Raw genomic sequence first — 23841 nt, 5'->3', positions numbered from 1 at the left:
CATATTACCAAGTGTTAAGTTTTTGTTGCCACGCTAAGCATTTATCTGCAATAGTATCAACCGAATGTCCCATAATATCAGCTGTCACAGCAATATAATCGATGGGTGCACCGTTTAACTCATCTCGAAGCTGATGGATATTTTCAAGGGCGATGCCACCAATCACGCATAAAGGAAAATCAAATTCGCAGGCTTTTTTCAATATGTCTTTTGAGATAATTTTGGCGCGTGGCTTAGTGATGGATGCAAATGCTGTACCCATAGCACCATAAGTTGCCCCTTCTCGCTTAGCTTCTTTAAATAAAGCAATGTCTGTATGACAGGTGCGACCAATCACCACATCATCCCCCAAAATCTCTCTGGCGACCCGCACGCTGCCATCACGCTGACCCAAATGAAGCCCTGTCCCAAAATGCGATGCAAGCTCTAGATTATCATTCATGACCACTTTAATATCATAATCATTCGCAAGACTGACGATCATTTCAGCTTCTCGATACACTGTCGCCAAATCATAAAGTTTCAAAGTAGACTTACGACGCACTTGCAGTAATGACACCGCACCTGTATCAAACACCCGTTCAAGCTTATCTAACAAAGTTGATAGCTCATCATCATTGGTAAGTAAGTATAATTTAGGTACTTTGTCAATACTTTGTAAAGTCATTTATCATCATCCTAATTGATTATTTTGTTCTAAAACCGCTAAATTAAAATCAAAAAGATATTATAGCGTAGATCAGCGACCCGTGCATAATTATCATACAATAATGAAGGGAGTTTGGATTTGGTATTTGCTATCGGGTTTTTGAAATCATAATAGTTAAAACTTAAATAGGCCGCAAAAGCAGCCTATTTAAAATAATTAACAATTCATGCTAATCAAATCAACCATGTATCAAACATCCATCTTCCAGTCAAATGGCATTTGGTGATGACCGCGTAATGCCATCATGAGTGTTTGCTGCATGTGACTGAGCACCTCTTGGGTGTAAGGCATCGCTTCATGACCCCAAACTGGATTTGGCCACGCGGCATCATTTTGATAACGTACGATGTGATGAAAATGCAGCTGTGGTACTTGATTACCCAAAGCAGCAACATTCATTTTATCTGCACCAAAAATTTTTGCCATTTGGCTAGATACCCAGCTTGACTCACGCAAAAATTGCACTTGGTCAGCTGCTGATAACTCATAGATTTCTTTGATGCCAGAAACGCGCGGCACCAAGATTAGCCAAGGAAATTGGCAATCATTCATCAGACGCACAGTCGATAAAGGAAAGTCACCCACCAAAAAGGTATCTTTGGCAAGTGTGGGATGTAATTGAAACATAGCTCGCTCATATTGTTGTTATAAATAGCGATATTGTAGCATAAATTTGGATGGCAAAAAAGATTTGCAATCCTGCACTGATCAAAGTTTGGCAGTCGCCAAAGCTTAAATAACATCAAGCTTTTTGATAATTGTCTGCCAAATCTACCACTTCCACACCATAGCTCAGGGTCGGATAATATGCCCCAAGCACATTTTTAAGCTCACTCAAAATGAATTTGGCAAGCTGCTCTTTGATGGTATCGCTGCGCCCTTTCATAATCGCTACTTTGACATAAATAAAGGCAACATCATCACGACCATCTCCAATCAAAAATGCCTTTGGGCGATAGAGCCGAGTTTTGATGTCCTGCAGGCGAAACACTCCGCTGTTATCTAAAGCTTGATTAATCGTTCCAAGAATGATCATATCATCAGCAGCTACGTTTGGTGATATCTCAATGATTACTTGTGGCATAACTGTCCCTTTTTATCCAAAATTTATCCAAATCAATAACTTACACTATCTTGATGTTGGTTTGTGATAGCCCACACTTTGCCCAACATCACCCACAAATCCAAGCTGACGCCATACTTCATAAAGGCAAATGCCAACGCTATTGGCTAAATTCAAACTGCGCGAATCCGGCAACATGGGCAGCCGCAGCCAATGATTCGCACCAATATCAGCACGCACATCTTCAGGCAGCCCATCAGTCTCCGAACCAAATACCAAGGCGACTTTATGCTGATCATTATCCAGCCCAAATTGATATTCATAAAACGGGCGGCTAAACTTAGTCGTCATCGCAACAATACGCGCCACACCCACCGATTCGAGCGCCGATCTAGCATCTTGCCAGCGATCATGAACTTTTAAGGTTGCGTATTCATGATAATCAAGCCCTGCTCGCTTTAGGCGAGTATCATCGAGCTCAAATCCTAGTGGCTTGACCAAGTGCAGCTGAGCGCCAGTGTTAGCGCATAAACGGATGATACTGCCAGTATTATTGGGAATTTTTGGGGAGAATAGCACGATATGAATGAGCGCATCTGAAGATTTTGACATGAAATTTACTTACAACTGTGACGATTCCGCCTATTGTACTCCGAAACGGCTCATTGCGCCAGATTTTGGTGAAATTCAAAGGTAAAATTTAAAAATCTTACCAAAAGTTTACAAAATGTAAAAAGTATTATCAAATCGCATCTATCGCTAGAAATTCATCAAAAACTTCGTTAAGATAGCAGGGTGAGTTTACAGATTCACATGAATTTCATACATGAATTTAATTAAATCATTAAGGAATACCTCATGAAAAAAGTATTGATTGCTTCTATCGCTGCCGTTGTTGTTTTGACTGGTTGCAACACTATAAAAGGTTTTGGTAAAGATGTCTCAAAAACTGGCGAAGCAGTATCAGACACCGCACAAAAAGTTGAAAAGAAAATCTAATTTTGGCTTAATTTCTAATTTTATCTTAAGTTAAGCTTAAAAAAGACCCGCTCAGATGAGTAGGTCTTTTTATCTATCAGTTTATATAAATTGACTGACCAAATGATTCACATATCGAAACCCAAGACGGGTCGGTGCAATGCGTAACGGATCTAAAACCATTAATCCTTGATGTTGTAAAGGCAACATTTCATTATCGATCGTGCTGATTAATAGCCCCGTGCGTGTTTCAAACATATCAGTACTTACCCCATCTTTTAATCGCAATGCATTCATCATAAATTCAAACGGCAAGTTTTCATCAGCAATGCGCTCAAAGTTGACCATTTTGGGTGCATCTTCAAATGAAAGATAATCTTTGGGCAGGCGCGATTTTTGAAAACGATAAATGCCATCTTGGTAATTTGGGTGGTTTTTCAAGGTCAACTTACCATGTGCGCCAGCACCGATTGCCAAATAATCACCAAATTGCCAATAGTTCAGATTATGCCGACATGGAGCATCATTTGGACCGCACCAAGCACTGACTTCATAATTATAAAATCCATGCTTTGTCAGTATACTTTGTCCCAAAGTTTCAATTTCTGCCATAATCTCTTCATCTGGCAAATGTGGCGGAGCACGATAAAAAGCGGTATTTGGCTCTATCGTCAGTTGATACCAAGATAGGTGAGTTGCACCAGCATCAATGGCGGTTTGAATATCATTCACCGCTTTTGATGGGTTTTGATTGGGCAAGCCATACATCAAATCTGCATTGACACGATCAAATCCTGCTATGCGTGCGGCACGAATGGCATTTGATGCTTGATCAGGATTATGAATACGCCCCAATATTTTTAGGGCGCTGTGATCAAAGCTTTGTACGCCAATGGATAAGCGATTAATGCCAATCTTGAGATACTCATCAAAAGGCGAATGCTCAAGTGTGCCAGGATTTGCCTCAAGTGTCACCTCACAGTCAGGCGAAAAATTATAAATCAGTCGCAGTTCATCAAACAGTCGCGCGAATGATTCGATGGGCAATAAAGACGGCGTGCCTCCACCGATAAATACTGTATCAATCTGACGATTTGATACCAAACTTTGTTGTGATACAGCATCGCTAAGCAGTGCTTCTATATAGCTTTCAAATGGTGCTTGGCTTGGCAAAGCGTGCGAATTAAAATCACAATAAGGGCATTTTTTGATACACCAAGGCATGTGAATGTATAGTGACAATGGAATATGAGCAGGGTCTAATAAATCAGGGTACATGTGTTCATGATTCCTATTTATGCTCATCTAAAAACTCAAATTGGCTGAGCTTGAATTTTTGATCGACATGTCGCTCAAGTGCAGGCAAGTTAAAGGCATCATTTTCACCAACAAAGCTGATGGACACACCACTCAAACCCGCTCGCCCTGTACGACCGATGCGATGCACATAGTCATCGGGCATATCAGGCAAAGTATAGTTAATCACATGCGTCACATCATCCACATGAATGCCGCGACCTGCCACATCCGTTGCTACCAGTACATTGACCTCACCGTCTTTGAAACGCTGAAGGTAGCGCTCTCGTTTTTGCTGAGCCACATCTCCAGACAGCATCGTCACCTCGCGATGTCGGCGCAGATGATCATACAGGCGCTTGACCTGATCTTTACGATTGGCAAAAACGATCGTTTTTTTCACCGAATCATCCGCCAAAATCTGCTTAAGCGCGCTCATTTTTTCACGCTCAGTGACCAAATAAAATTGTTGGTCAATTGCCTGATTGGTTTTGCTTTCAGGTGCAATCTCAACAAATGCAGGCTGATGTAGCCAGCGATAAGCCAAATTCATCACATCCTGATTAAAAGTTGCCGAAAATAATAGGCTTTGGCGTTCGGTATTGCTTGGCATATGTCTGACAATACGCTTGATATCAGGGATAAAACCCATATCCAGCATACGATCAGCTTCATCAAGCACAAATACCTCAACGCGATCCAAAAAAAGCTCGCCTTTATTAACCCAGTCAATGATGCGCCCTGGCGTACCAATCAAAATATCCAACGGTCTTTTGTGCAGCTGTTCAAGCTGCTTATCAAAATCAGCGCCACCTGTAATGCACAAATTATAAAGCTGACTAAATCGGGTCAGCTCGCGACAGTCCGCCAAAATCTGCTGCGCAAGCTCTCGGGTAGGTGCCAAAACCAGCGCTCTGGGTTCGCCAAGATAACGGACTTCATCATCAGCAAACGGACGCTTTAATAGTGACTCAATGATCGTAATCAAAAATGTCGCTGTCTTGCCTGTGCCTGTTTGTGCCTGTCCAATGGCATCTTGATTTGCCAATGTATGTGGCAAAATCTGTGCTTGAATGGGGGTTAGTTGATCAAATTTTAATGCTTGCACCGCCTTTAAAATTGGCTCGGATAGTGGTAAGTCATCAAAATTTTTAACAGTCGTTTCGGTCATAAAAATACCATCAAGCTTACAGTATTGTGATTAATTTTTGGGGGTTTTAAGCACTTGATCAAGGCAAGAATAAAAAGATGACTCGCCCACACCCATCACAAATGCTTGTTTTTCGGCATCGGTTTTTTGAACCGATTCTTGGAATATTCTATCAATGACACCTTTCCAATACTGATCAAGCATCGTAGCGGTCTCTGGGTCGATATCCCTCAGCTTAGCCATGCGCTCATCATGGTTGGTTAGTGCCTCAGATTTGGTTACACCACTTTGATGCTCGGCAGCAATATGCATCACGCCATACGCTGAAAAATCACAAAAATCTATAGCCATTTGCTCTTCTTGGGTCAAAGACTCTTTAGGCGCTTCAGGCGATTTAGGGGCAGCAGTTTTTGCATAAGTCACTGTCGGTAAGCTCAACGCCAAAATCGCCAAACCACGCATCCATTTATTTTTCATCATCACAGTCATCTCTTTATAGTTTATTTTATGATTAAGGCAAGTTATGAACGCCAATCATCCAAGTTCACGCCTGCAGCGTTTTGATTAGTTAAAACGGCACAGTATTGGTCATCTAATCATGCCAAACCTTGCTATTATCTCATGTTTGGCAAAGTTTGAAAAGCTCTATTATTATCCTTCAAAAGATATAAAATTTGGTCTAAATTTTATATCTAAATTCTATAAAGGAAAATAAAAAGTCAATTTTTACACTTAAAGTTTAGCAACCAATGCCGTAAAGTAAAGTTATCTTTTGAATTTATCGCCAAATATCCATCGTATCATTAGGATTGTTATCATGCCAAATCAGCCAATACCCCTCAAAAATCGTGCACGCCGAGTGATGCCATTTTTTGGACTAAGTATGGGTATTAGTATCTTTGCACTTGGTTTGTTGGTGATTTTACCCTTTTTGATGATGATTTTGACGACCTTGCAAATGGGTTTTGGTGACATCATGCGGACGATTCGTGAGCCACAAGTGTTTGCAGCAATTAAGCTATCTTTATCCATGGCAATGCTTGCCACCTTGACTAATCTGATTTTTGGTACGCTGGTGGCTTGGGTGTTGGTGCGTTATGAGTTTTGGGGCAAGTCCTTTTTAAATGCCTTGGTTGATCTACCATTTGCCCTACCAACAGCGGTAACTGGCATCGCCCTTGCCACACTTTATGCACCCAATGGCTTGTTTGGTCAATGGTTTACACGCCTTGGAATACTGCTGTTTGATGAGCCAATAAAAATTGCTTTTACACCGATTGGTATTTGGCTGGCTTTGGTGGTGGTCAGCTTTCCTTTTATTGTACGGGCAGTGCAGCCAGTACTTGCTGAGCTTTCAGTAGAATTTGAAGAAGCGGCAGCGGTGATGGGTGCCAGTCGCTTGACCACATTTTTCCGTGTGATTTTACCCGAGATTACCCCAGCAATGCTGATCGGTGCTGGTATGATGTTTGCTCGTGCCACAGGTGAGTATGGTTCAGTGATTTTTATCGCTGGCAATATCCCTATGCAATCGGAGATTTTGCCTTTAATCATTGTCTCAAAGCTTGAGCAATTTGATGTCGCAGGTGCAGCTTGCGTGTCGTTATTTATGCTTTTAATCTCATTGGTTGTTTTGTTTACCATAAATTTCATTCAGTGGAAGCTTTCAGCCAGACTGGGCACAAAAACCAACTGATTTATCATGATAAATATTATTTCATCATACAATAAAATCTAAGGCACAACGATGGCAAATACAAGCTCTTATTCATACCAAAAAAATCCTGCTACCCGTGATAAAACTTGGGTTAAATGGAGTTTGATTGGCATAGCGGTGGTATTTATGGGCGTCATGCTGGTTGTGCCACTCGTGTCTGTTTTTTATGAAGCACTAAAAGAAGGATGGCAGGCGTATCAAGAAGCACTGCTTGAGCCTGACGCACTTGCATCCATTAAGCTGACTTTAATAACAGCGGTGATCATCTTACCCATCAATACAATTATTGGTGTGGCGTTGGCGTATTTGATCACACGCCATCAATTTCGTGGCAAATTTGTGATCACCACATTGCTTGATTTGCCCTTTGCTGTGTCGCCTGTGGTGGCAGGCTTGATGTTTGTACTGGTCTTTGGTGCTAATACACGACTTGGTGGCTATCTTGAGAGCATGGGGATTCAGGTGATTTTTGCGACAACGGGGATTGTGCTTGCGACTTTATTTGTCACCTTTGCATTCATCGCACGAGAGCTAATTCCACTTATGCAGGCTCAAGGCGACAGTGAAGAAGAAGCCGCTTTGACGCTTGGTGCTAACGGCTGGCAGATGTTTTGGAAAGTCACTTTACCAAATATCAAATGGGCGCTACTTTATGGCATCATCCTAACCAATGCACGTGCGATGGGTGAATTTGGGGCGGTATCGGTGGTGTCTGGACATATCCGAGGCGAGACGAACACCATGCCTTTGATGATTGAAATTGCGTACAATGAATACGCGTTTACCTTGGCATTTGCGCTGTCAAGCTTGCTTGCGCTGCTTGCTTTGGTCACTTTGGCAGTTCAAGGCTTTATGAGTCGTAAAAAATAGCAGTCATACAGGTTTTATCAAACAAACATTTACATATAAACATTTATTAATATAGCTAAAAAGGTATCTTCCATGAGTATTGAAATCCAAAACATTCATAAAGCTTTCGGTGATTTTGTTGCCTTGGGCGATATCAGCATCGATATTCCAACAGGCGAGCTAACCACTTTATTGGGTCCGTCAGGCTGCGGTAAGACAACCTTACTGCGCATCATCGCAGGCCTTGAAAATGCAGACAGCGGGCGGATATATTTTGATGGCGTCGATGTGACCGACATACCAGTACAGCATCGCGGTATCGGTTTTGTATTTCAGCAATATGCGTTATTTCGACATCAAACGGTTGCCCAAAACATTGGGTTTGGCTTGACACTTCTACCGCGTCATACGCGCCCTTCGGTGGATGAAATTGATCGGCGTATCGATGAGCTGCTTGACTTGGTGCAGCTTTCACACACCAAAACCCGCTACCCGCATGAACTGTCAGGCGGACAGCGTCAGCGCATTGCTTTGGCGCGTGCATTGGCGACCAATCCTAAGCTGCTGCTGCTTGATGAGCCTTTTGGTGCGCTTGATGCCAAAGTGCGTAAAGAGCTGCGCGCTTCTCTCAAGGACATTCAGCGCGAAATTGGCATAACCAGCATCATGGTTACGCATGACCAAGAAGAAGCCCAAGCCATATCTGACAAGATTGTCATTATGAATCATGGGCAAATAGAGCAAATTGGTACGCCAAGCGAGCTGTTTGCTAAGCCAAGCAGTGACTTTGTGGTGGATTTTTTAGGCTTATAACATTTAAGAGGCTAGCCCAAAATCCAACTGACGAAAAGCGCCTTAGCTTAGCCAACGGTAATTTCAAAAGCTTGATAAATCGCTTCATCAAGCCTATCAACAGCGATGATATGAATACGGTTAAATTGTGAGTTATTGGCTGCAGGCGCATTGGCTCTGGGTACGATGGCATAGGTAAATCCATGCTTCATCGCCTCTTTGAGACGCTCTTGACCATTGGGCACAGGACGAATCTCCCCAGATAGCCCCACTTCACCGAACACACAAAGCCGATTGGGAAGCGCCTTTTCACGAATGCTAGAGGCGCACGCAAGCAATACTGCAAGATCTGATCCAGTCTCCATGACCTTAACGCCGCCAACGACGTTGACATACACATCCATACCACTGGTATGAATGCCGCCATGCCGATGCATTACCGCTAAAAGCATGGACAGTCTTTGATAATCAAGCCCTAATGCCATGCGGCGCGGCTGAGCTTGAGCGCTATCCACAAGCGCCTGGACCTCAACCAACAAAGGACGCGTACCTTCACGGCTGACCATGACGACCGACCCTGCAATGGGCTTATCATAGCGGCTCAGAAAAATTGCCGATGGATTGGCGACTTCTTTTAAGCCTGTATCGGTCATCCCAAAAATACCCAGCTCGTTCACCGCACCAAAACGGTTCTTGACCGCGCGTATCATACGAAAGCGGCTATCTGATTCACCTTCAAAATACAATACCGTATCGACCATATGCTCAAGCACTCTAGGTCCTGCCAAGGCACCCTCCTTGGTGACATGCCCCACCAAAAATAGCGCAGTGCCAGTTTGCTTGGCATAGCGAGTCAAGATGGCTGCTGATTCACGGATTTGGGCGACACCACCAGGGGCAGACTGAATCATCTCTGTAAATAATGTCTGAATCGAATCAATCACCGCAATGGCTGGTTGCTCTGCGGTCAGTGCTGCACAAATGGTATCGACATTGGTTTCGGCTAAGACGCGCAGGCGATCTGTTGGCAGACCAAGCCTTTTGGCGCGCATTGCCACCTGAGATAGGCTTTCTTCGCCAGTGATATACAAAGCAGAGCCCGATAGTGAATCACCTGCTGCCATATTAATGGCAGTTTGTAATAAAATTGTCGATTTGCCAATGCCAGGATCGCCGCCAATTAGTACCACTGACCCTGCCACCAACCCACCACCAAGAACGCGATCAAATTCACCGATCCCAGTTGGCATACGCGTCTCATGCGTAACGCCAACATGGTCTAAGGTCATCACACCGCTCACCGCTCCAGCGTAGTTGGCAGTTTTTCTAGGCGCAGCGGTGGTGGTTTTTGACTTATTATGGTGAGGTAAACTGGTGTTGGGTGCCTCAACGAGTGTATTCCACTCACCGCAATCCGTACACTGCCCTGCCCATTTTCCATAAATTGCCCCACAATTTTGGCAAATATAGCTTGATTTAGCTTTAGCCATAGATTATCCTAGTCGGTTGATCATAATTGATTAATCAAATTGTAGCATTTTTTTAGTATGCTTGCTAATTAACATCTCACGCAGCCCAAATACCCTATCAATCCTACCTGCAAAGCGCAATTTTAACCTGTTTTTAAGTATAACTTTTAAAAATACATACATTTAATTTAATTATAGTACTTATCTTTCTGCATGTTTTGTGGTTTAATACTGCTTTTCACAGCGCCACTGTATTATCTTGTTACAATTTAAAGGCTTTATAGCTCTGTCCGTACAAATAACAGTGGATCGCCAATTTTCATTAAATGAGATCCAAACATGACTGCAAAGATAACTGCTCCAGATTTTGTTCGTCACCAAGCCTTGATTCATTGGGTGGCTGAAATTGCCGCTCTGACCAAACCTGCTGCCATCGAATGGTGCGATGGCTCTGAAGAAGAAAACCAGCGCCTGATCGATCTGATGATCGAAAACGGCACCATGATCAAATTAAATGAAGACAAGCATCCAAATTCATATCTGGCGTTCTCAGATCCGACAGATGTTGCGCGTGTCGAAGATCGTACTTATATCTGCTCAAAAGAAGAAATCGACGCAGGCGCGACCAATAACTGGATCGAGCCAGGTCAAATGCGCACCAAATTAAACGAGTTGTTCGATGGTTGCATGGCAGGTCGTACCATGTATGTGGTACCTTTTAGCATGGGTCCTTTGGGCAGCCACATTGCCCACATCGGCATCGAAATCACAGATAGTCCTTATGTCGTCGTCAGTATGCGCAAAATGGCGCGTATGGGCAAAGAAGTTTATGATGTGCTTGGCACCGATGGCGAGTATGTGCCATGCGTACACACTGTGGGCGCACCACTGACCGAAGGACAAAAAGATGTGGCATGGCCATGCAACGATGACAAATACATCGTGCATTTCCCTGAGACTCGTGAAATCTGGTCATATGGATCAGGCTATGGCGGCAATGCTTTGCTTGGCAAAAAATGCCTAGCGCTACGCATCGCCTCTGCCATGGGTCGTGAACAAGGTTGGTTGGCTGAACATATGCTGATCTTGGGTGTCACCAACCCACAAGGCAAAAAGCACTACATCGCTGCAGCATTCCCATCAGCGTGCGGTAAAACAAACTTTGCCATGCTCATTCCACCAGCAGGCTATGAAGGCTGGAAAGTCGAAACCGTCGGTGATGATATCGCATGGATTAAGCCTTCTGCAGACGGCAAACTTTACGCCATCAACCCTGAAGCAGGCTTCTTTGGTGTTGCGCCAGGCACCAACACCAAAACCAACTCAAACTGCATGAGCACTTTGGTGTCTGATGTCATCTACACTAACGTCGCCGTTACCGATGATGGCGAAGCTTGGTGGGAAGGTAAAACTAAAGAAACTCCAGAAAACTTAACGAACTGGAAACGTGAGCCACATACAGGTGAAGAGCGTGCGGCACATGCCAATGCGCGATTTACCGTTTCTGCTAAACAATGCCCATCCATCGATCCACAGTGGGAGAATCCTGAAGGCGTGCCAATTTCTGCCTTCATCTTCGGCGGTCGCCGTGCAGATACTGTACCTTTGGTATCAGAAGCATTTGATTGGGTAGATGGGGTTTATAAAGCGGCAACGATGGGTTCTGAAACCACGGCTGCTGCAACTGGTCAGCAAGGTGTTGTGCGCCGCGATCCATTTGCAATGTTACCATTTGCTGGCTATAACATGGCAGACTACTTCAACCATTGGTTACAAATGGGTGAAAATGTTGGCAAAACAGCTGAAGCAGCAGGCAATCAGCTGCCAAAAATGTTCAAAGTCAACTGGTTCCGCCGTGACGAAAATGGCGACTTTGTATGGCCTGGCTTTGGTCAGAACATGCGTGTTCTACAGTGGATCATCGAGCGCTGTGAAGGTACTGCTAATGCTGTGCGCACTCCGATTGGCTTGGTGCCAAATTATGATGACATCAACTGGGATCAGTCTGATTTTAGCAAGGCGCAATTTGAGCTTGTGACCAGTCAAGATAAAGATGCTTGGATCAAAGAGCTTGAAAGCCATGCCGAGCTGTTTGATAAGCTGGGTGAGCGTATGCCAGAAGTACTCAAAGCGCATAACACCAAACTAAAAGCTGACATTGAGCAAGCATAAGCGATCCTCGACAAACAAAAAGCGGAAAATATGTTTTCCGCTTTTTTATTTAACAATAACTCATTAATAAAAGTCATTGGATGAGACCGGTACACAACAAAAAAACCAGCTCTTCATAAAGCTGGTTTTTTGTTAAATCGTTTAAACCATAGCGTAAATTATTTATTTGGAACGGTCAAAACTTGCCCGATGCGCAAATCAGCGGTCGGCTCCAAATTATTCATCTTTGCAAGCTCTTGGGTGCTAATCCCATAGCGCCGCGCCAAAGCTATCAGCCCATCACCTGCTTTGACGGTATATGTCGTGGTGAGCTTAGGCACTTTTAACGTTTGTCCGATGCGCAGATTAGCGTTGGAAGCCAAGCCATTCGCCGCTGCCAAGTCGCTGATTGGTACACCAAAACGATTTGATAATATGGTTAGGCTCTCACCAGCTTTGACGGTATAGTTTTCAGTTGCCCCAATGGTTGTATTGGTAGACACGCGCGTAGAGCTGGTTCGCGTGCTTTCTGAGCGAGATGGCGCACTGTTTTCTGACTGAGCACCGCTAGGCAATTTGAGTGTTTGACCAATTAAGACGCCATCTGTCACGCTTAAGCCATTTTCATTTGCCAGAGCATGTAAGCTGATGTTATATCTGCGAGCGATGGCGGTCAGACTTTCTCCAGCAGATACTTTGTGGGTTGCTAGATTGGTATTAGCTGCTGGTGTGCTTTGACGAGATGATGTTTGCTGAGCTGATACTGGCTGAGATTTAACTTTACCAGAGACAAGCCACAATCTTTGACCGATCAGGATATGTGCATCATTTGCCAAATTATTATAACTGGCAAGCTGACCGACAGTTAAGCCATGGGCAGCAGCCACAGATGTGAGGCTATCGCCGGCACGCACGGTGTAGCTTTCGGGTTTGTTTGCTGACGGCGAGCTTGAGGTAGTAGATGTGGTGCTGGCCGGTCTGGCACCGCTAGGCAATTTGAGTGTTTGACCAATTAAGACGCCATCTGTCACGCTTAAGCCATTTTCATTTGCCAGAGCATGTAAGCTGATGTTATATCTGCGAGCGATGGCGGTCAGACTTTCTCCAGCAGATACTTTGTGGGTTGCTAGATTGGTATTAGCTGCTGGTGTGCTTTGACGAGATGATGTTTGCTGAGCTGATACTGGCTGAGATTTAACTTTACCAGAGACAAGCCACAATCTTTGACCGATCAGGATATGTGCATCATTTGCCAAATTATTATAACTGGCAAGCTGACCGACAGTTAAGCCATGGGCAGCAGCCACAGATGTGAGGCTATCGCCGGCACGCACGGTGTAGCTTTCGGGTTTCGGCTTGGGTTTTGGTGCAGGCTCAGGACGCGGCTGAGTTGGCGGTGGAGCTACCGAGACAGGCGGCGGTGGAGGTGGTGCTACTGGTACCGAAGCTGTCACAGGCGGGAGCTGTGGTTGAGGAGCTGGTTCAGGCGCAGGGCTAGGCGCTACTGTTTGTACAGGCTGTACAGGCGGCGTTACAGCTTGAGTTTTTGGCTTATCCGAAAAACTCAACATCTTAGTCTCACCACGAGCATCCAAAACCGACTGGCTGGTTTGTACTGCATTTAGCTGGATGTTTCCATCTTGGGGACTAATTGCAGGCACTTCAGGGCTGGTTTTTTGAATTTCTGCTGCAATCAAATTTATCTCAGATTTTGATAAAGCTGGCTCTTGCACAATGGTATTATTTGGTGTGACTTGTGCGATGGTGGTTGGTAGTGTATTGGCTGCGATTAATTCTTGTTGAGAGCTGGTATTGGCTGCAGCACCAGATTTAGGCACCACATAGGTGATGCTTTGGGCGGGTGCTGTTGCGATATAATCACCACCAAATCCATAGCCTTTTAAAGAAGCCAGCTGATTATCAATTTGGTTCGGCAAACTGTCAGGAATGACGATACGATTAGGACCGATCTCATCAACGGTAAGGTTTAAAAGCGCAGGGTTTAGTAAACGAAGCTCGCTGACTGACAAACCTGTCACTGTGGCAACTTCCGATAGGCTCACCCCATAATTAACTGGCACTGTTCTAAAATGGCTGTGATTGGCGATGGCGGGTAAATTAACACCATAAGTATTTGGGGACTTGACAATTTGAGCGACTGCTAAAAATCTTGGCACATAGTTCATTGTTTCAGTTGGCAGCTTAAGCGACCAATAATCCGTTGGCAACCCTTGATCTTGGTTGGCTTTGATGGCGCGTGAAACTCGTCCAGGCCCTGCATTATAAGCGGCTAATGCCAACTCCCAAGAACCAAACTGGTTATACAAACTTGTTAAAAAGTCATAAGCTGCGCGCGTTGATTCAATCACATCACGGCGACCATCATAGGTCGCACTTTGGTTCAAGCCATAGATGCGACCTGTGCTAGGAATAAACTGCCAAAGACCAGCAGCGGCAGCATTACTGGTCACCGTCGGGTCATAGGAGCTTTCAATGATGGGTAAAAGCGCTAATTCAGAGGGAATACCGCGTCTCTCAGCTTCAGCGACAGTATGATGCAGATAGCGCGAAGCACGCGCGGTCAGGCGGTCCAAATAAGTTTGACGCGTATAAAACCATGATTTTTGAGCTTCGATTCTTGCATTAGTAACTTCATTCATGCGATAGCCGCGGCGAATTCGATCCCACAAGTTACCATAGCGCTGAATCGCCAGCTCATCGCCCTCCACCATGCTCATGTCGGTTGCTTGCAGTAGCGCTTCTAATGCGTCAAGCATCTCAACATCCAAAACACCTGTACCAGTATTACCCGACGAGATTTGAATCTGCTGATTAGGCTTAGCTTGAGGAATTGGTTTTGGGGTCTGGCTGATAGGCTTAGAAGGTGTACTGGTGCTACTACAAGCAACCAAAATACAAGATGAGATGGCAAGACTGAGCGGCTTTAAGATCTGTGTAGGAATGGGGGATTTGGAGTGTTTTGTCATTTTCATGTCCTTTGGTAGCCTAACTCAGTGATTGCTATAAAGCCAGATTGGCAAAATCAAGCCAACCAGCTGTTTCAAGCGATAATAATGCCTTATTTTGGCAAATTTGGCAACCTTTTGGACAACAAATGGGTAATAAAAACCACCGAATTGCCTTACAAAACGGTGGTGTGTTCAAATCTGCTCAGAATCTTAACTTAATCAACAGTGACTTGTGACACCGATCTTAATAATACAGCATTGTTACCCACTTGAGAAAAAGTAGCGCGCGAAGCGGTCTTGATCGTCACAGGTTTGCCATCTTGGGTCCAAGTCTCGGTGGTCACAATCTGCGCCCTGGCTTGATTGCCGGTAGCGACCACATCCGTCACATCAATGCGGTAGCGGTAGCCGCTGGATTTGGCCCAGCTTTTTTGAAGAAGCTGTAAGTAGCCTTCTTTATCCAAACTGGTCGTCTTGCCACCGCGAGACAGTGAAATGATGGCATCATCAGCGATCAATCTTGAAATTTGGGCAATATTTTGGGCGTTAGCGGCACTGCTCATGCTTGAGGCATATCGGCTGACATCTTGCTCACTGATCGCATAAGCATTGGTGGTGATCAAGCTTTGGACACCAAGTGCGCCAATAAATAAGCCAACGCTAGCACCTTTACCAAAAGATTTGCCTTTAAATTTACTTACCGATCGAATCGCGGCCGTTAGCATACTTGCGGCAGCGGCTTTTTTTAAAATAGAACGGGTGCTGTGTTTCATAAACCAACCCTTATACTTAATATACTTATAAATGAATGACTTTCCCGTGACTCATGACGGAGTGATCTTAAGCTAAAATAGCATAGTAAGCTTAAAGCATGATGGCAAATTGTTACATTTTATTTCATTTAGAAGTCATTTGGCAAAGACAGGCTATTTTTCATCAAAAGGCGCATCTTCTTCAAGTTTTGCGCCAAGTCGTGCCATGCGTCTGTCCATCAGCTGACGAGCAAGGGTTTGCATATTATCGACACGGTCAAATTCATCGACAATCTCAAGCCCAAGTAGAGTTTCAAGCACATCTTCCAAACTCACCAAGCCCTTGACTTCACCAAACTCCCCTACCGCCAAAGCAATGTGAACGTGCTCTTTGAGCATCAAATCAAACAAATCAAACAATTTCATCTTAGCAAATACAAAGTTAATATCGCGCCGAAACTGCTTGATGGGCGTATGAATCTCTTGGTTTGCCTTGGCGATCAATAAGTCAGACTTTAAGACAAACCCTGTTGCATTATCCAAATCTTCATCAAAAATCGGAAATCGTGAAAATGGCAGCTTAGGATATTGAGCAAACACATCGCCGACAGTCATATTTTCATCAAAGGCACTGACGACCGAGCGCGGCGTGACGATATCTTCGACATTGATCACACTGAGCGCCAGAGAGTTTTTGATAATTCGCGTTTCCATCTCGCTCATCTGACCTGAGCTTTCACCTTGGTTGGCAAGCGCCAAAAACTCATGACGATTAAAGCTACTTTCTTGATTACCGCGCGTCAGCATTCGTGAAATCTTTTCTGTCACCCAAATGATCGGTAATAACGCCACATTAATTGCACGCACATAATACGCCACAGGCATCGCAAAGCGTCGCCAATATGCCGTACCAATCGTTTTTGGGATAATTTCTGTGCCAATTAAGATAATCAGCGTCATCACGCCGCTAAATACCCCAAACCAAGCATTGCCAAATACAATCACCGCTTGAGCGCCTGCCCCAAGTGAGCCCAGTGTATGCGCAACGGTATTTAGCGTCAAGATTGCCGAAATTGACTTTTCAATATTATCAACTTTGACACTTTTAAGCAGTGCTGCGCCCTTAGGATCGTCCTCAGCCAGGGTGTCAATATATGAAGGCGTCATCGTCAAAAGCGCCGCCTCAGAGATTGAGCATAAAAATGACACAATCAGCGATAAAGAGATGAAGAAAATCAGTAAGGCAAGATTGGTAGGTGTACCGCCAAGCTCAAAAGCAGCGTGTGCGGTCAAGGGGATAAAAATAGCCGCCAATAATGCAGCAAAAATCAGGCGTGAAACAGATACATTTGCCAAATTTCGGGGTCGCGGTCGGGACATATACGATGTAAAATTGCAAAAATTAGCACTCATATTAAGTGAAAATTAAGCGATGTGCAAGTATTGTTTTTAGTGTATTTTATCGCACATCAGTAACAACGCCAAAAATCCATGTCAGATCCCCAAAAATATGCTATGATATGCGTTATTTTGACTTTTACTTGGGTGATTTGGCTTGATACATTCCTCAATTAAGGTTTATATTTTGGAAATGGGCGGTGGCTGTGGATAATGACTGAAATAGACCACCGTTTTTTAAGATTTAGGAGTTATTGATGTTAGATTTATTTATCACTGCCGCGCACGCAACCGCAGGCGCACCTGCAGGTCAGCAGTCATTATTTATGAACTTGCTTATTCCTGTGGCGTTTTTTGCAATTTTCTATTTTTTGATCATTCGCCCACAATCAAAGCGCAACAAGCAGCACAAAGCCATGGTTGATGGCTTGACTGTTGGTAATGAAGTTGTGTTCGCTGGCGGTCTGATCGGTCGCGTTAAGAAAGTTGAAGGCGACTATGCGGTAATTACACTGAATAACTCAACTGATGTTAAAATTCAGCGTGCAAGCGTCCTGATGGTGCTACCTGCTGGTACAATTGACAACATCTAACCCATCCTAAGCCCAAGCAATGACTTAGATAAATTAATCAATTGCCTGGGTCAGTTTTTTTTGCAAATTGATGAGATGAATTCATCATCTTGCTCTATCTAATAAGAATACCCTATGCACTACCCTGCTTGGAAATATATATTAATTGCTGTGGTGCTTTTTATCTCTGGCATCTATGCATTACCTAACCTATATCCTGATGAGCCTGCTGTGCAAATTACAGGCGCGAGCGCAGGTACACAATTAACTCAAGATGTGCTGACACAAGCTGAAGGTCTGCTGACACAAGCAGGACTAAGTCACCATAATGGCAGCTTTGAAAATAACAGCGCACTGCTTCGCTTATCAAATGCTGAAGATCAGCTTAAGGCACAAGAAGTGCTGCGCCGAGACTTAGGCGAACAGTATGTGGTCGCACTTAATTTGGCACAAACCACGCCTGAATGGCTACGCAATTTGGGCGCTGCTCCCATGAAGCTTGGTCTGGATTTGCGCGGCGGCGTGAGATTTGTGTTAGAAGTTGATATGGCAAAAGCGCTCGAACAGCGTCTCACCACTGCTAGCCAAGATGTACGCCGTACACTGCGTGGCGAGCAAATCCCTGTTCAAAGTCTGCGCATGACCGATAATGGCATGGTGCTGACTTTCATCAATACAGACGATCGTGGGCGCGCTCAGTCTGTCCTACAAAATCAAGTTGGTGCAGACTTTGCACTGCGTCCCTTTGCTGATACTGAAGGGGCCGCGCTTGAGCTGACTTATACTGATGCTAAAATTCAAGAAATTAATGAATATGCTGTCGGTCAAAACTTAACCACACTTAGAAATCGTATCAATGAGCTTGGCGTGGCTGAAGCATTGGTACAATCTCAAGGCGCTAACCGCATCGTCGTTGAGCTGCCTGGCGTGCAAGACACCGCGGAAGCCAAGCGTGTTTTGGGTCGTACTGCCAATCTTGAGTTTCGCATGGTGAGCGAACAAGACATGAATTATGCAGGCGGCATCCCACCGGCAGGCACCGAAGCCTTTCCATTTGGTTCTTTGGATGGTCAGCCTATGCTGCTTGAGCGTCAGTCCATCATCACAGGTGAGCGCGTTCAAGGGGCGCAGTCAGGTTTGGATGAGAATGGACGCCCACAGGTGAATATCACCCTGGATACAGCAGGTGGCAGACTCATGCAAAACGCCACTCGCACCGCTGTGGGCAAACAGATGGCAGTGCTATTTATTGAAAATAAACAACGGGTCAGCTTTGAAGAAGATTCTGCAACTGGCGAGCTTGTCGAGGTACGCACGCCTTATACCGAGTCACGCATCATTAACCGCGCGACAATTCAGGCGGTTTTAGGTTCTTCATTTGTGATCACAGGTTTGGATTCAGATGCAGAAGCAGGCGAGCTTGCGTTACTGTTACGCTCAGGCGCCTTGGCTGCACCGATGTACTTTGTCGAAGAGCGAACCATCGGTCCTTCTTTGGGTCAAGATAATATCGACAAAGGTTTGTTCTCTACACAGGTCGGCTATCTTTTGGTGTTCCTATGGATGATTGTGTTTTATCGTGCGTTTGGCGTGATTGCTAATATCGCCCTAGCCTTTAACGTCATTATGATGGTTGCCATCATGTCCATATTAGGCTCATCATTGACCTTGCCTGGTATTGCCGGGATTGTGTTAACCATCGGTATGGCGGTTGATGCCAACGTCTTGATCTTTGAGCGTATACGCGAAGAGCTTGCTAATGGGGCTCGTGCAAAATCCGCCATCGTGGCAGGTTTTGATCGTGCGTTTAGCTCAATTTTTGATGCCAATATCACTACACTATTGATTGCATTTATCTTATTTGCCATCGGAACAGGACCGATCAAAGGTTTTGCAATTACGCTTGCGATTGGTATTATCAGCTCTTTGTTTACTGCGATTTTAGTCACTCGTGCCATGATTCAGATTTGGTATGGTCATCGCAAAAACTTAACCAAACTTAGCATCGGTTAGGAGTTAAAAATGAATAATGAAAATAACCCTATCGACCCAAACACAGCACAGCCACCGCGCCGTCGTCGTGCGCCGCGTCGTGATGGAAAAGGCGCTAATGCCGCCACCAATCAAAACGCCCTAGCCGATCAATCACTGATTGCCGAAGCAGGCGACGAAGCTGCCGAGAAAGCCGGTGGCGTCAAGCTCATCGCCAATCAGCGCATCATTCCTTTTATGAAGCTTGAAAAGCCCATGATGGCATTTTCGGTGCTTTTTATGCTTGTAGGACTGATAGCGCTTATAGTCAAGGGTTTGAACTTTGGGCTGGACTTTACAGGCGGTGTGTCTGCCAATGTCGCTTATGAGCAGCCCGTCGAACAAGCGCAAGTCGTTCAGGCGTTGGCAGATAATGGTTTCAATGACGCAGTTGTGCAATACTTAGGAACGCGCCAAGAGCTTTTGGTACGCTTACCGCCCCAAGATGGCTCAGCCGAAAACCTAAGCACTGCTTTGGATCAGATTCTCAATTTTCCAAATAACCCATCAACCATCGATAGCATCAGCATCATCGGTAGCCAGCTGGGTAATGAAATTTACCTAAACTCCTTGCTCGCCATGTCGGTGGCACTGGGGATGATGCTGCTTTATGTTGCGACGCGCTTTCAATTCAAGCTCGCCTTGGGTGCCGTGCTGGCTTTGTTTCATGATGTGATTATCGTCGTTGGCGTGTTTGCCATCATGGGCTGGCCATTTGATCTAACTGTTTTGGCGGCTGTTTTGGCATTAATTGGTTATTCGGTGAATGATACCATCGTCGTCTATGACCGTATTCGTGAGAATTTTCGCCGAGTGCGTGGTCTGACACCTCGTCAAGTACTTGACTTATCATTGACCGAAACCCTAAGACGCACCATCATGACTGTGGGTACAGTATTTGTCGTGGTTGTAGCGATGCTATTTTTGGGCGGTGATGGTCTGTATTGGTTCTCTGTGGCATTATTTATCGGTTTGATCGCTGGTACTTATTCATCGGTCTATATCGCAAGCTCGATTCCACTCATGATGGGCTTGTCTAGAGAAGATTTTGTCGTCAAAATCAAGCCTGAATTTGAAGAAGAAGTGGTGGTATTTGCCGATCCTGAACTTCAAAATACCAAAGACTAAGCCGCTTAACGCTCACATTACCACGCTCTAATTTGGGCGTGGTTTTTTTATGGATATTTTTAATAATTGAAAACTTACCCTATCATTGACTCAATGCTTAAAATAAAAATCGCCCTAAGTCATGCTTGGGCGATTTGAGATCTTGTCAAATGCTTAACGGCGATAAGCAAGCTCGGTTAAGATTGTCTCAGCGTCACTCCAGCGGTTTGCGCTATTTGATGCACCTAATAACACGACGATTGCAGGACGATTATTAACATTAGTTTCCATGACGACGCTATAGCCAGCTTCGCGGATATAGCCTGTTTTTTGAACACCGATCGGATAAGCACCTTCTCGTACTAGGCGGTTGGTATTGTTGCCTTTGTAGATACGATCACCACTGTTATAATTTGTGATATAAAAATCATAAGTCGGCGCTGTGGAGAAGTTACGGATACTGTGATATCGAGGGTCGCTATTGACTGCTCTCATCATGATCAAAAGATCATTGGCAGATGACATATTGCGCGGATCTAAACCTGAAGAATCACTAAATTTCGTTTGATACATGCCTAGATCACGCGCTTTTTGGTTCATTGCGGCGATAAAGGCATCATAACCACCAGGATAAGTGCGCGCCAATACCTTAGCGGCTGGATTCTCAGAGCGCATGAGCGTCATCAGAGTAAATTCAGAGCGTGTCATACGGTCGCCAGCTTTTAGGCGTGTGCTTGCTTGTTTTGCACCCACCAAATCCGAAGCAATCAAAGTAATCTCTTCACGCATATCAAGCTCAGCATCCAAGATAACCATCGCCGTCATTACTTTACTGATAGATGCGATCGAACGCTGAACATCCGCATTCTTACCATAAATTGGCTTACCATCCTGCAAATCATACACCAAGACCGCCGCAGAACTCGTACTGACGGGCAGATCATAAAAACTACCAGCATAGCTGGTTTGGCTGCTATAATTGGTGGGCTGAGCGCTAGGTGCGCTGGTTGTTGCATAGGTGGTGGTGTGAGTTTGGGTTGTGGTAGAAAGCTGCGGCTGAATATCAACTCTGGTAGCAGTATAAGCTTGTGTTGCAGGTTGTACGCTGACTTGTGTTCTTGTGCTTACCTGAGCGGCAGGCTCAATATAAACGGACTGAGATGTGGTCATCTGAGCAGGTTGCACTGTCATACGCTGCTGGCTTTGATCGATTGAGAATGCATGTGCGCTGTGTGCACCAGCAGTCATCGCAAGTAAAATTGCCAAATTTTGGCTGTTTCGCTTGATGGATTTCATGGACTGTCCCCTTTTTCGGATATATCCTATTTTACCACAAAAATTGTGGGATTTTACTTACAGCAATAATTTTCATTAATTGTTACAAATTTATAATGAAATTTTTGCAGTACCGTTAAATAATATAGCTATCTGTAAGGTATCAAGCACACAATTTAACCAAATTTAACGTGGCAAAGTATAGACTGTGATAAATTTCACCCGACCAAACTCCATATTAAAAGGCGTCCAATCAATCAGGCTAACTCTTAAAACACATGCTCTCTATAGTGAAATTCAACCAAGCGGATATTTGCCATCTGATACAGCCTACCCAAACTTACAAGCAGGCGATCAGACCGCAAATACCACCTCAAACTCATTTTAGACCTGCAAGGCACCGCGGCGAATTTGGTCTCGTTCAAGTGATTCAAATAATGCTTTAAAATTCCCCTCGCCAAACCCTTCTCGATAATCCCCCTTACGCTGAATGAATTCAAAAAACACTGGACCTAACGCGGTTTCTGAAAAAATTTGTAGCAATAATCTTGGGTGGCTATTTTCTGTTGTCCCATCAAGTAAAATGCCTCGAGTTTTCAGAGAATCAACATGCTCACCATGATTGGGTAAGCGTTCATCTAGCATCTCATAATAAGTATCATTGGGTGCTGTCATCAAAGGTACGCCTGCTGCTTTTAACTGATCAATCGCATCGGTCAAATTATCAGTTAACAGTGCAATGTGCTGAATGCCCTCACCGCCAAATGCCATCAAATATTCTTCAATCTGACCGCCGCCTTGTTTAGATTCTTCATTGAGCGGGATTCGGATTAAGCCATCAGGCGCCGTCATCGCGCGACTTGTCAGCCCTGTATATTCACCTTTAATATCAAAATAGCGTATTTCTTGGAAATTAAACAGTTTTTCATAAAACCCTGCCCAATAATCCATGCGTCCACGATAAACATTATGCGTTAAATGGTCAATGACCTTAAACCCATAACCCACAGGATTAATATCAACCCCATCAATGAACTCAAAATCAATGTCATAAATCGATTTGCCTTCATCAAATCGGTCAATTAAATACAGCGGTGCACCGCCAATACCACGAATGGCAGGCAAACGAAGCTCCATTACCGAAGTTGGTATCTCAACAGGCTTAGCACCCAACTCAATGGCTCGATGATAAGCATACTGTGCATCACGCACACGAAACGCCATACCGCACGCAGATGGTCCATGTTCTTGAGCAAAATATATTGCTTCTGAATTTGGCTCACGATTGACAATAAAATTAATTCCCCCTTGGCGATATAATAAGACATCTTTTGAGCGATGCTTAGCAACCAAACTAAATCCCATTTTTTCAAATAACGGCTCAAGTAAATTTGGGGTTGGGCTTGCAAATTCCACAAATTCAAAACCACACAACCCCATTGGGTTTTCAAATAAATCTGCCATAAAATACTCCTTTTGTGGGTGATGCTACTTGTCTTTCAGTGATGACTTATCATAAAATAAGCGAAAATTACGCACAAATGGAATTTTTATTATACTTAT

At 44.4% G+C, this 23841-nt stretch carries 21 protein-coding genes; 8 read left to right on the top strand and 13 right to left on the bottom strand.

Annotation, left to right across the window (positions count from 1 at the left end; genetic code table 11):
• Positions 1 to 4 precede the first annotated feature (4 nt).
• The 4 genes from AO382_RS02465 to AO382_RS02450 form a co-directional block, all read right to left on the bottom strand.
• A complete protein-coding gene (locus tag AO382_RS02465) occupies positions 5 to 667 on the bottom strand; it encodes a thiamine phosphate synthase (protein ID WP_064617840.1) in 663 nt (220 codons plus the stop codon).
• A 231-nt stretch (positions 668 to 898) separates the two neighbouring features.
• The gene (locus AO382_RS02460; protein WP_064610791.1) at positions 899 to 1336 is read right to left on the bottom strand and encodes an HIT domain-containing protein; all 438 of its coding nucleotides are present in this window, start codon (positions 1334 to 1336) and stop codon (positions 899 to 901) included.
• A 115-nt stretch (positions 1337 to 1451) separates the two neighbouring features.
• Positions 1452 to 1793, bottom strand: coding sequence for a 5-carboxymethyl-2-hydroxymuconate Delta-isomerase (locus AO382_RS02455; RefSeq protein ID WP_064617838.1), 342 nt, complete (start codon positions 1791 to 1793; stop codon positions 1452 to 1454).
• A 45-nt stretch (positions 1794 to 1838) separates the two neighbouring features.
• Positions 1839 to 2384, bottom strand: coding sequence for a tRNA (cytidine(34)-2'-O)-methyltransferase (locus AO382_RS02450; RefSeq protein WP_064610793.1), 546 nt, complete (start codon positions 2382 to 2384; stop codon positions 1839 to 1841).
• A 246-nt stretch (positions 2385 to 2630) separates the two neighbouring features.
• Between AO382_RS02450 and AO382_RS02445 the strand changes: the two genes are divergently transcribed.
• Positions 2631 to 2771, top strand: a complete 141-nt coding sequence (locus AO382_RS02445) for an entericidin A/B family lipoprotein (RefSeq protein ID WP_064604619.1) — start codon at positions 2631 to 2633, stop codon at positions 2769 to 2771.
• An 81-nt stretch (positions 2772 to 2852) separates the two neighbouring features.
• Here the strand turns inward: AO382_RS02445 and hemW are convergent, their stop codons facing one another.
• From hemW to AO382_RS02430, 3 genes are read right to left on the bottom strand one after another with little or no spacing between them, the layout of a single operon-like run.
• A complete protein-coding gene (gene hemW, locus AO382_RS02440; RefSeq protein ID WP_064617836.1) occupies positions 2853 to 4028 on the bottom strand; it encodes a radical SAM family heme chaperone HemW in 1176 nt (391 codons plus the stop codon).
• A gap of 13 nt (positions 4029 to 4041) precedes the next feature.
• Complete coding sequence (locus tag AO382_RS02435; protein ID WP_064617834.1) at positions 4042 to 5217, bottom strand: DEAD/DEAH box helicase; 1176 nt, start codon at positions 5215 to 5217, stop codon at positions 4042 to 4044.
• A 30-nt stretch (positions 5218 to 5247) separates the two neighbouring features.
• Positions 5248 to 5676 carry a hypothetical protein gene (locus tag AO382_RS02430; protein WP_227512523.1) on the bottom strand — a complete coding sequence of 143 codons (429 nt, stop codon included), beginning with the start codon at positions 5674 to 5676 and terminating at the stop codon, positions 5248 to 5250.
• A 337-nt stretch (positions 5677 to 6013) separates the two neighbouring features.
• On the opposite strand from AO382_RS02430, the gene cysT reads away from it, so the two are divergent.
• From cysT to AO382_RS02415, 3 genes are all read left to right on the top strand, one after another.
• On the top strand, positions 6014 to 6892 hold the full coding sequence (gene cysT, locus AO382_RS02425) for a sulfate ABC transporter permease subunit CysT (protein WP_064617832.1): 879 nt from the start codon (positions 6014 to 6016) through the stop codon (positions 6890 to 6892).
• A 51-nt stretch (positions 6893 to 6943) separates the two neighbouring features.
• Positions 6944 to 7783, top strand: coding sequence for a sulfate ABC transporter permease subunit CysW (gene cysW, locus AO382_RS02420; RefSeq protein ID WP_064617830.1), 840 nt, complete (start codon positions 6944 to 6946; stop codon positions 7781 to 7783).
• A gap of 72 nt (positions 7784 to 7855) precedes the next feature.
• Complete coding sequence (locus AO382_RS02415; RefSeq protein ID WP_064610798.1) at positions 7856 to 8575, top strand: sulfate/molybdate ABC transporter ATP-binding protein; 720 nt, start codon at positions 7856 to 7858, stop codon at positions 8573 to 8575.
• 47 nt (positions 8576 to 8622) lie between these two features.
• Here the strand turns inward: AO382_RS02415 and radA are convergent, their stop codons facing one another.
• Positions 8623 to 10044 carry a DNA repair protein RadA gene (gene radA, locus AO382_RS02410; protein ID WP_064617828.1) on the bottom strand — a complete coding sequence of 474 codons (1422 nt, stop codon included), beginning with the start codon at positions 10042 to 10044 and terminating at the stop codon, positions 8623 to 8625.
• Positions 10045 to 10362: 318 nt separating this feature from the next.
• Here radA and AO382_RS02405 point away from each other — a divergent pair, with 318 nt between their 5' ends.
• Positions 10363 to 12195, top strand: a complete 1833-nt coding sequence (locus AO382_RS02405) for a phosphoenolpyruvate carboxykinase (GTP) (protein WP_064617826.1) — start codon at positions 10363 to 10365, stop codon at positions 12193 to 12195.
• A gap of 158 nt (positions 12196 to 12353) precedes the next feature.
• Here AO382_RS02405 and AO382_RS02400 read toward each other — a convergent pair whose 3' ends face one another.
• From AO382_RS02400 to AO382_RS02390, 3 genes are all read right to left on the bottom strand, one after another.
• Positions 12354 to 15161, bottom strand: a complete 2808-nt coding sequence (locus AO382_RS02400) for a LysM peptidoglycan-binding domain-containing protein (protein WP_064617824.1) — start codon at positions 15159 to 15161, stop codon at positions 12354 to 12356.
• Between the two features lie 197 nt (positions 15162 to 15358).
• Entirely contained in the window at positions 15359 to 15916 is a 558-nt protein-coding gene (locus tag AO382_RS02395) for a DUF4440 domain-containing protein (protein WP_064611913.1), read from the bottom strand.
• Positions 15917 to 16069: 153 nt separating this feature from the next.
• Positions 16070 to 17062, bottom strand: a complete 993-nt coding sequence (locus tag AO382_RS02390) for a CNNM domain-containing protein (protein ID WP_064617925.1) — start codon at positions 17060 to 17062, stop codon at positions 16070 to 16072.
• Between the two features lie 488 nt (positions 17063 to 17550).
• On the opposite strand from AO382_RS02390, the gene yajC reads away from it, so the two are divergent.
• The 3 genes from yajC (at position 17551) to secF (ending at position 21024) form a co-directional block, all read left to right on the top strand.
• Positions 17551 to 17886: a preprotein translocase subunit YajC gene (gene yajC, locus AO382_RS02385; RefSeq protein ID WP_064617822.1), complete on the top strand. Its 336-nt coding sequence runs from the start codon at positions 17551 to 17553 to the stop codon at positions 17884 to 17886.
• Positions 17887 to 18000: 114 nt separating this feature from the next.
• On the top strand, positions 18001 to 19878 hold the full coding sequence (gene secD / locus AO382_RS02380; RefSeq protein WP_064611911.1) for a protein translocase subunit SecD: 1878 nt from the start codon (positions 18001 to 18003) through the stop codon (positions 19876 to 19878).
• Positions 19879 to 19887: 9 nt separating this feature from the next.
• Complete coding sequence (secF, locus tag AO382_RS02375; protein ID WP_064617820.1) at positions 19888 to 21024, top strand: protein translocase subunit SecF; 1137 nt, start codon at positions 19888 to 19890, stop codon at positions 21022 to 21024.
• 153 nt (positions 21025 to 21177) lie between these two features.
• Here secF and AO382_RS02370 read toward each other — a convergent pair whose 3' ends face one another.
• Together AO382_RS02370 and hppD are read right to left on the bottom strand one after the other, a co-directional pair.
• Positions 21178 to 22299, bottom strand: a complete 1122-nt coding sequence (locus tag AO382_RS02370; protein ID WP_064617818.1) for a D-alanyl-D-alanine carboxypeptidase family protein — start codon at positions 22297 to 22299, stop codon at positions 21178 to 21180.
• A gap of 363 nt (positions 22300 to 22662) precedes the next feature.
• Positions 22663 to 23742 (bottom strand): 4-hydroxyphenylpyruvate dioxygenase, encoded by a 1080-nt coding sequence (gene hppD / locus AO382_RS02365; protein ID WP_064617816.1) that lies wholly within the window; start codon positions 23740 to 23742, stop codon positions 22663 to 22665.
• Between the last annotated feature and the right edge of the window lie 99 nt (positions 23743 to 23841).

Source organism: Moraxella catarrhalis (assembly GCF_001656295.1).
Taxonomy (GTDB): domain Bacteria; phylum Pseudomonadota; class Gammaproteobacteria; order Pseudomonadales; family Moraxellaceae; genus Moraxella; species Moraxella veridica.
The sequence above is the reverse complement of the archived record's forward strand: the minus strand, read 5'-3'. Positions and strand labels throughout refer to the sequence as shown.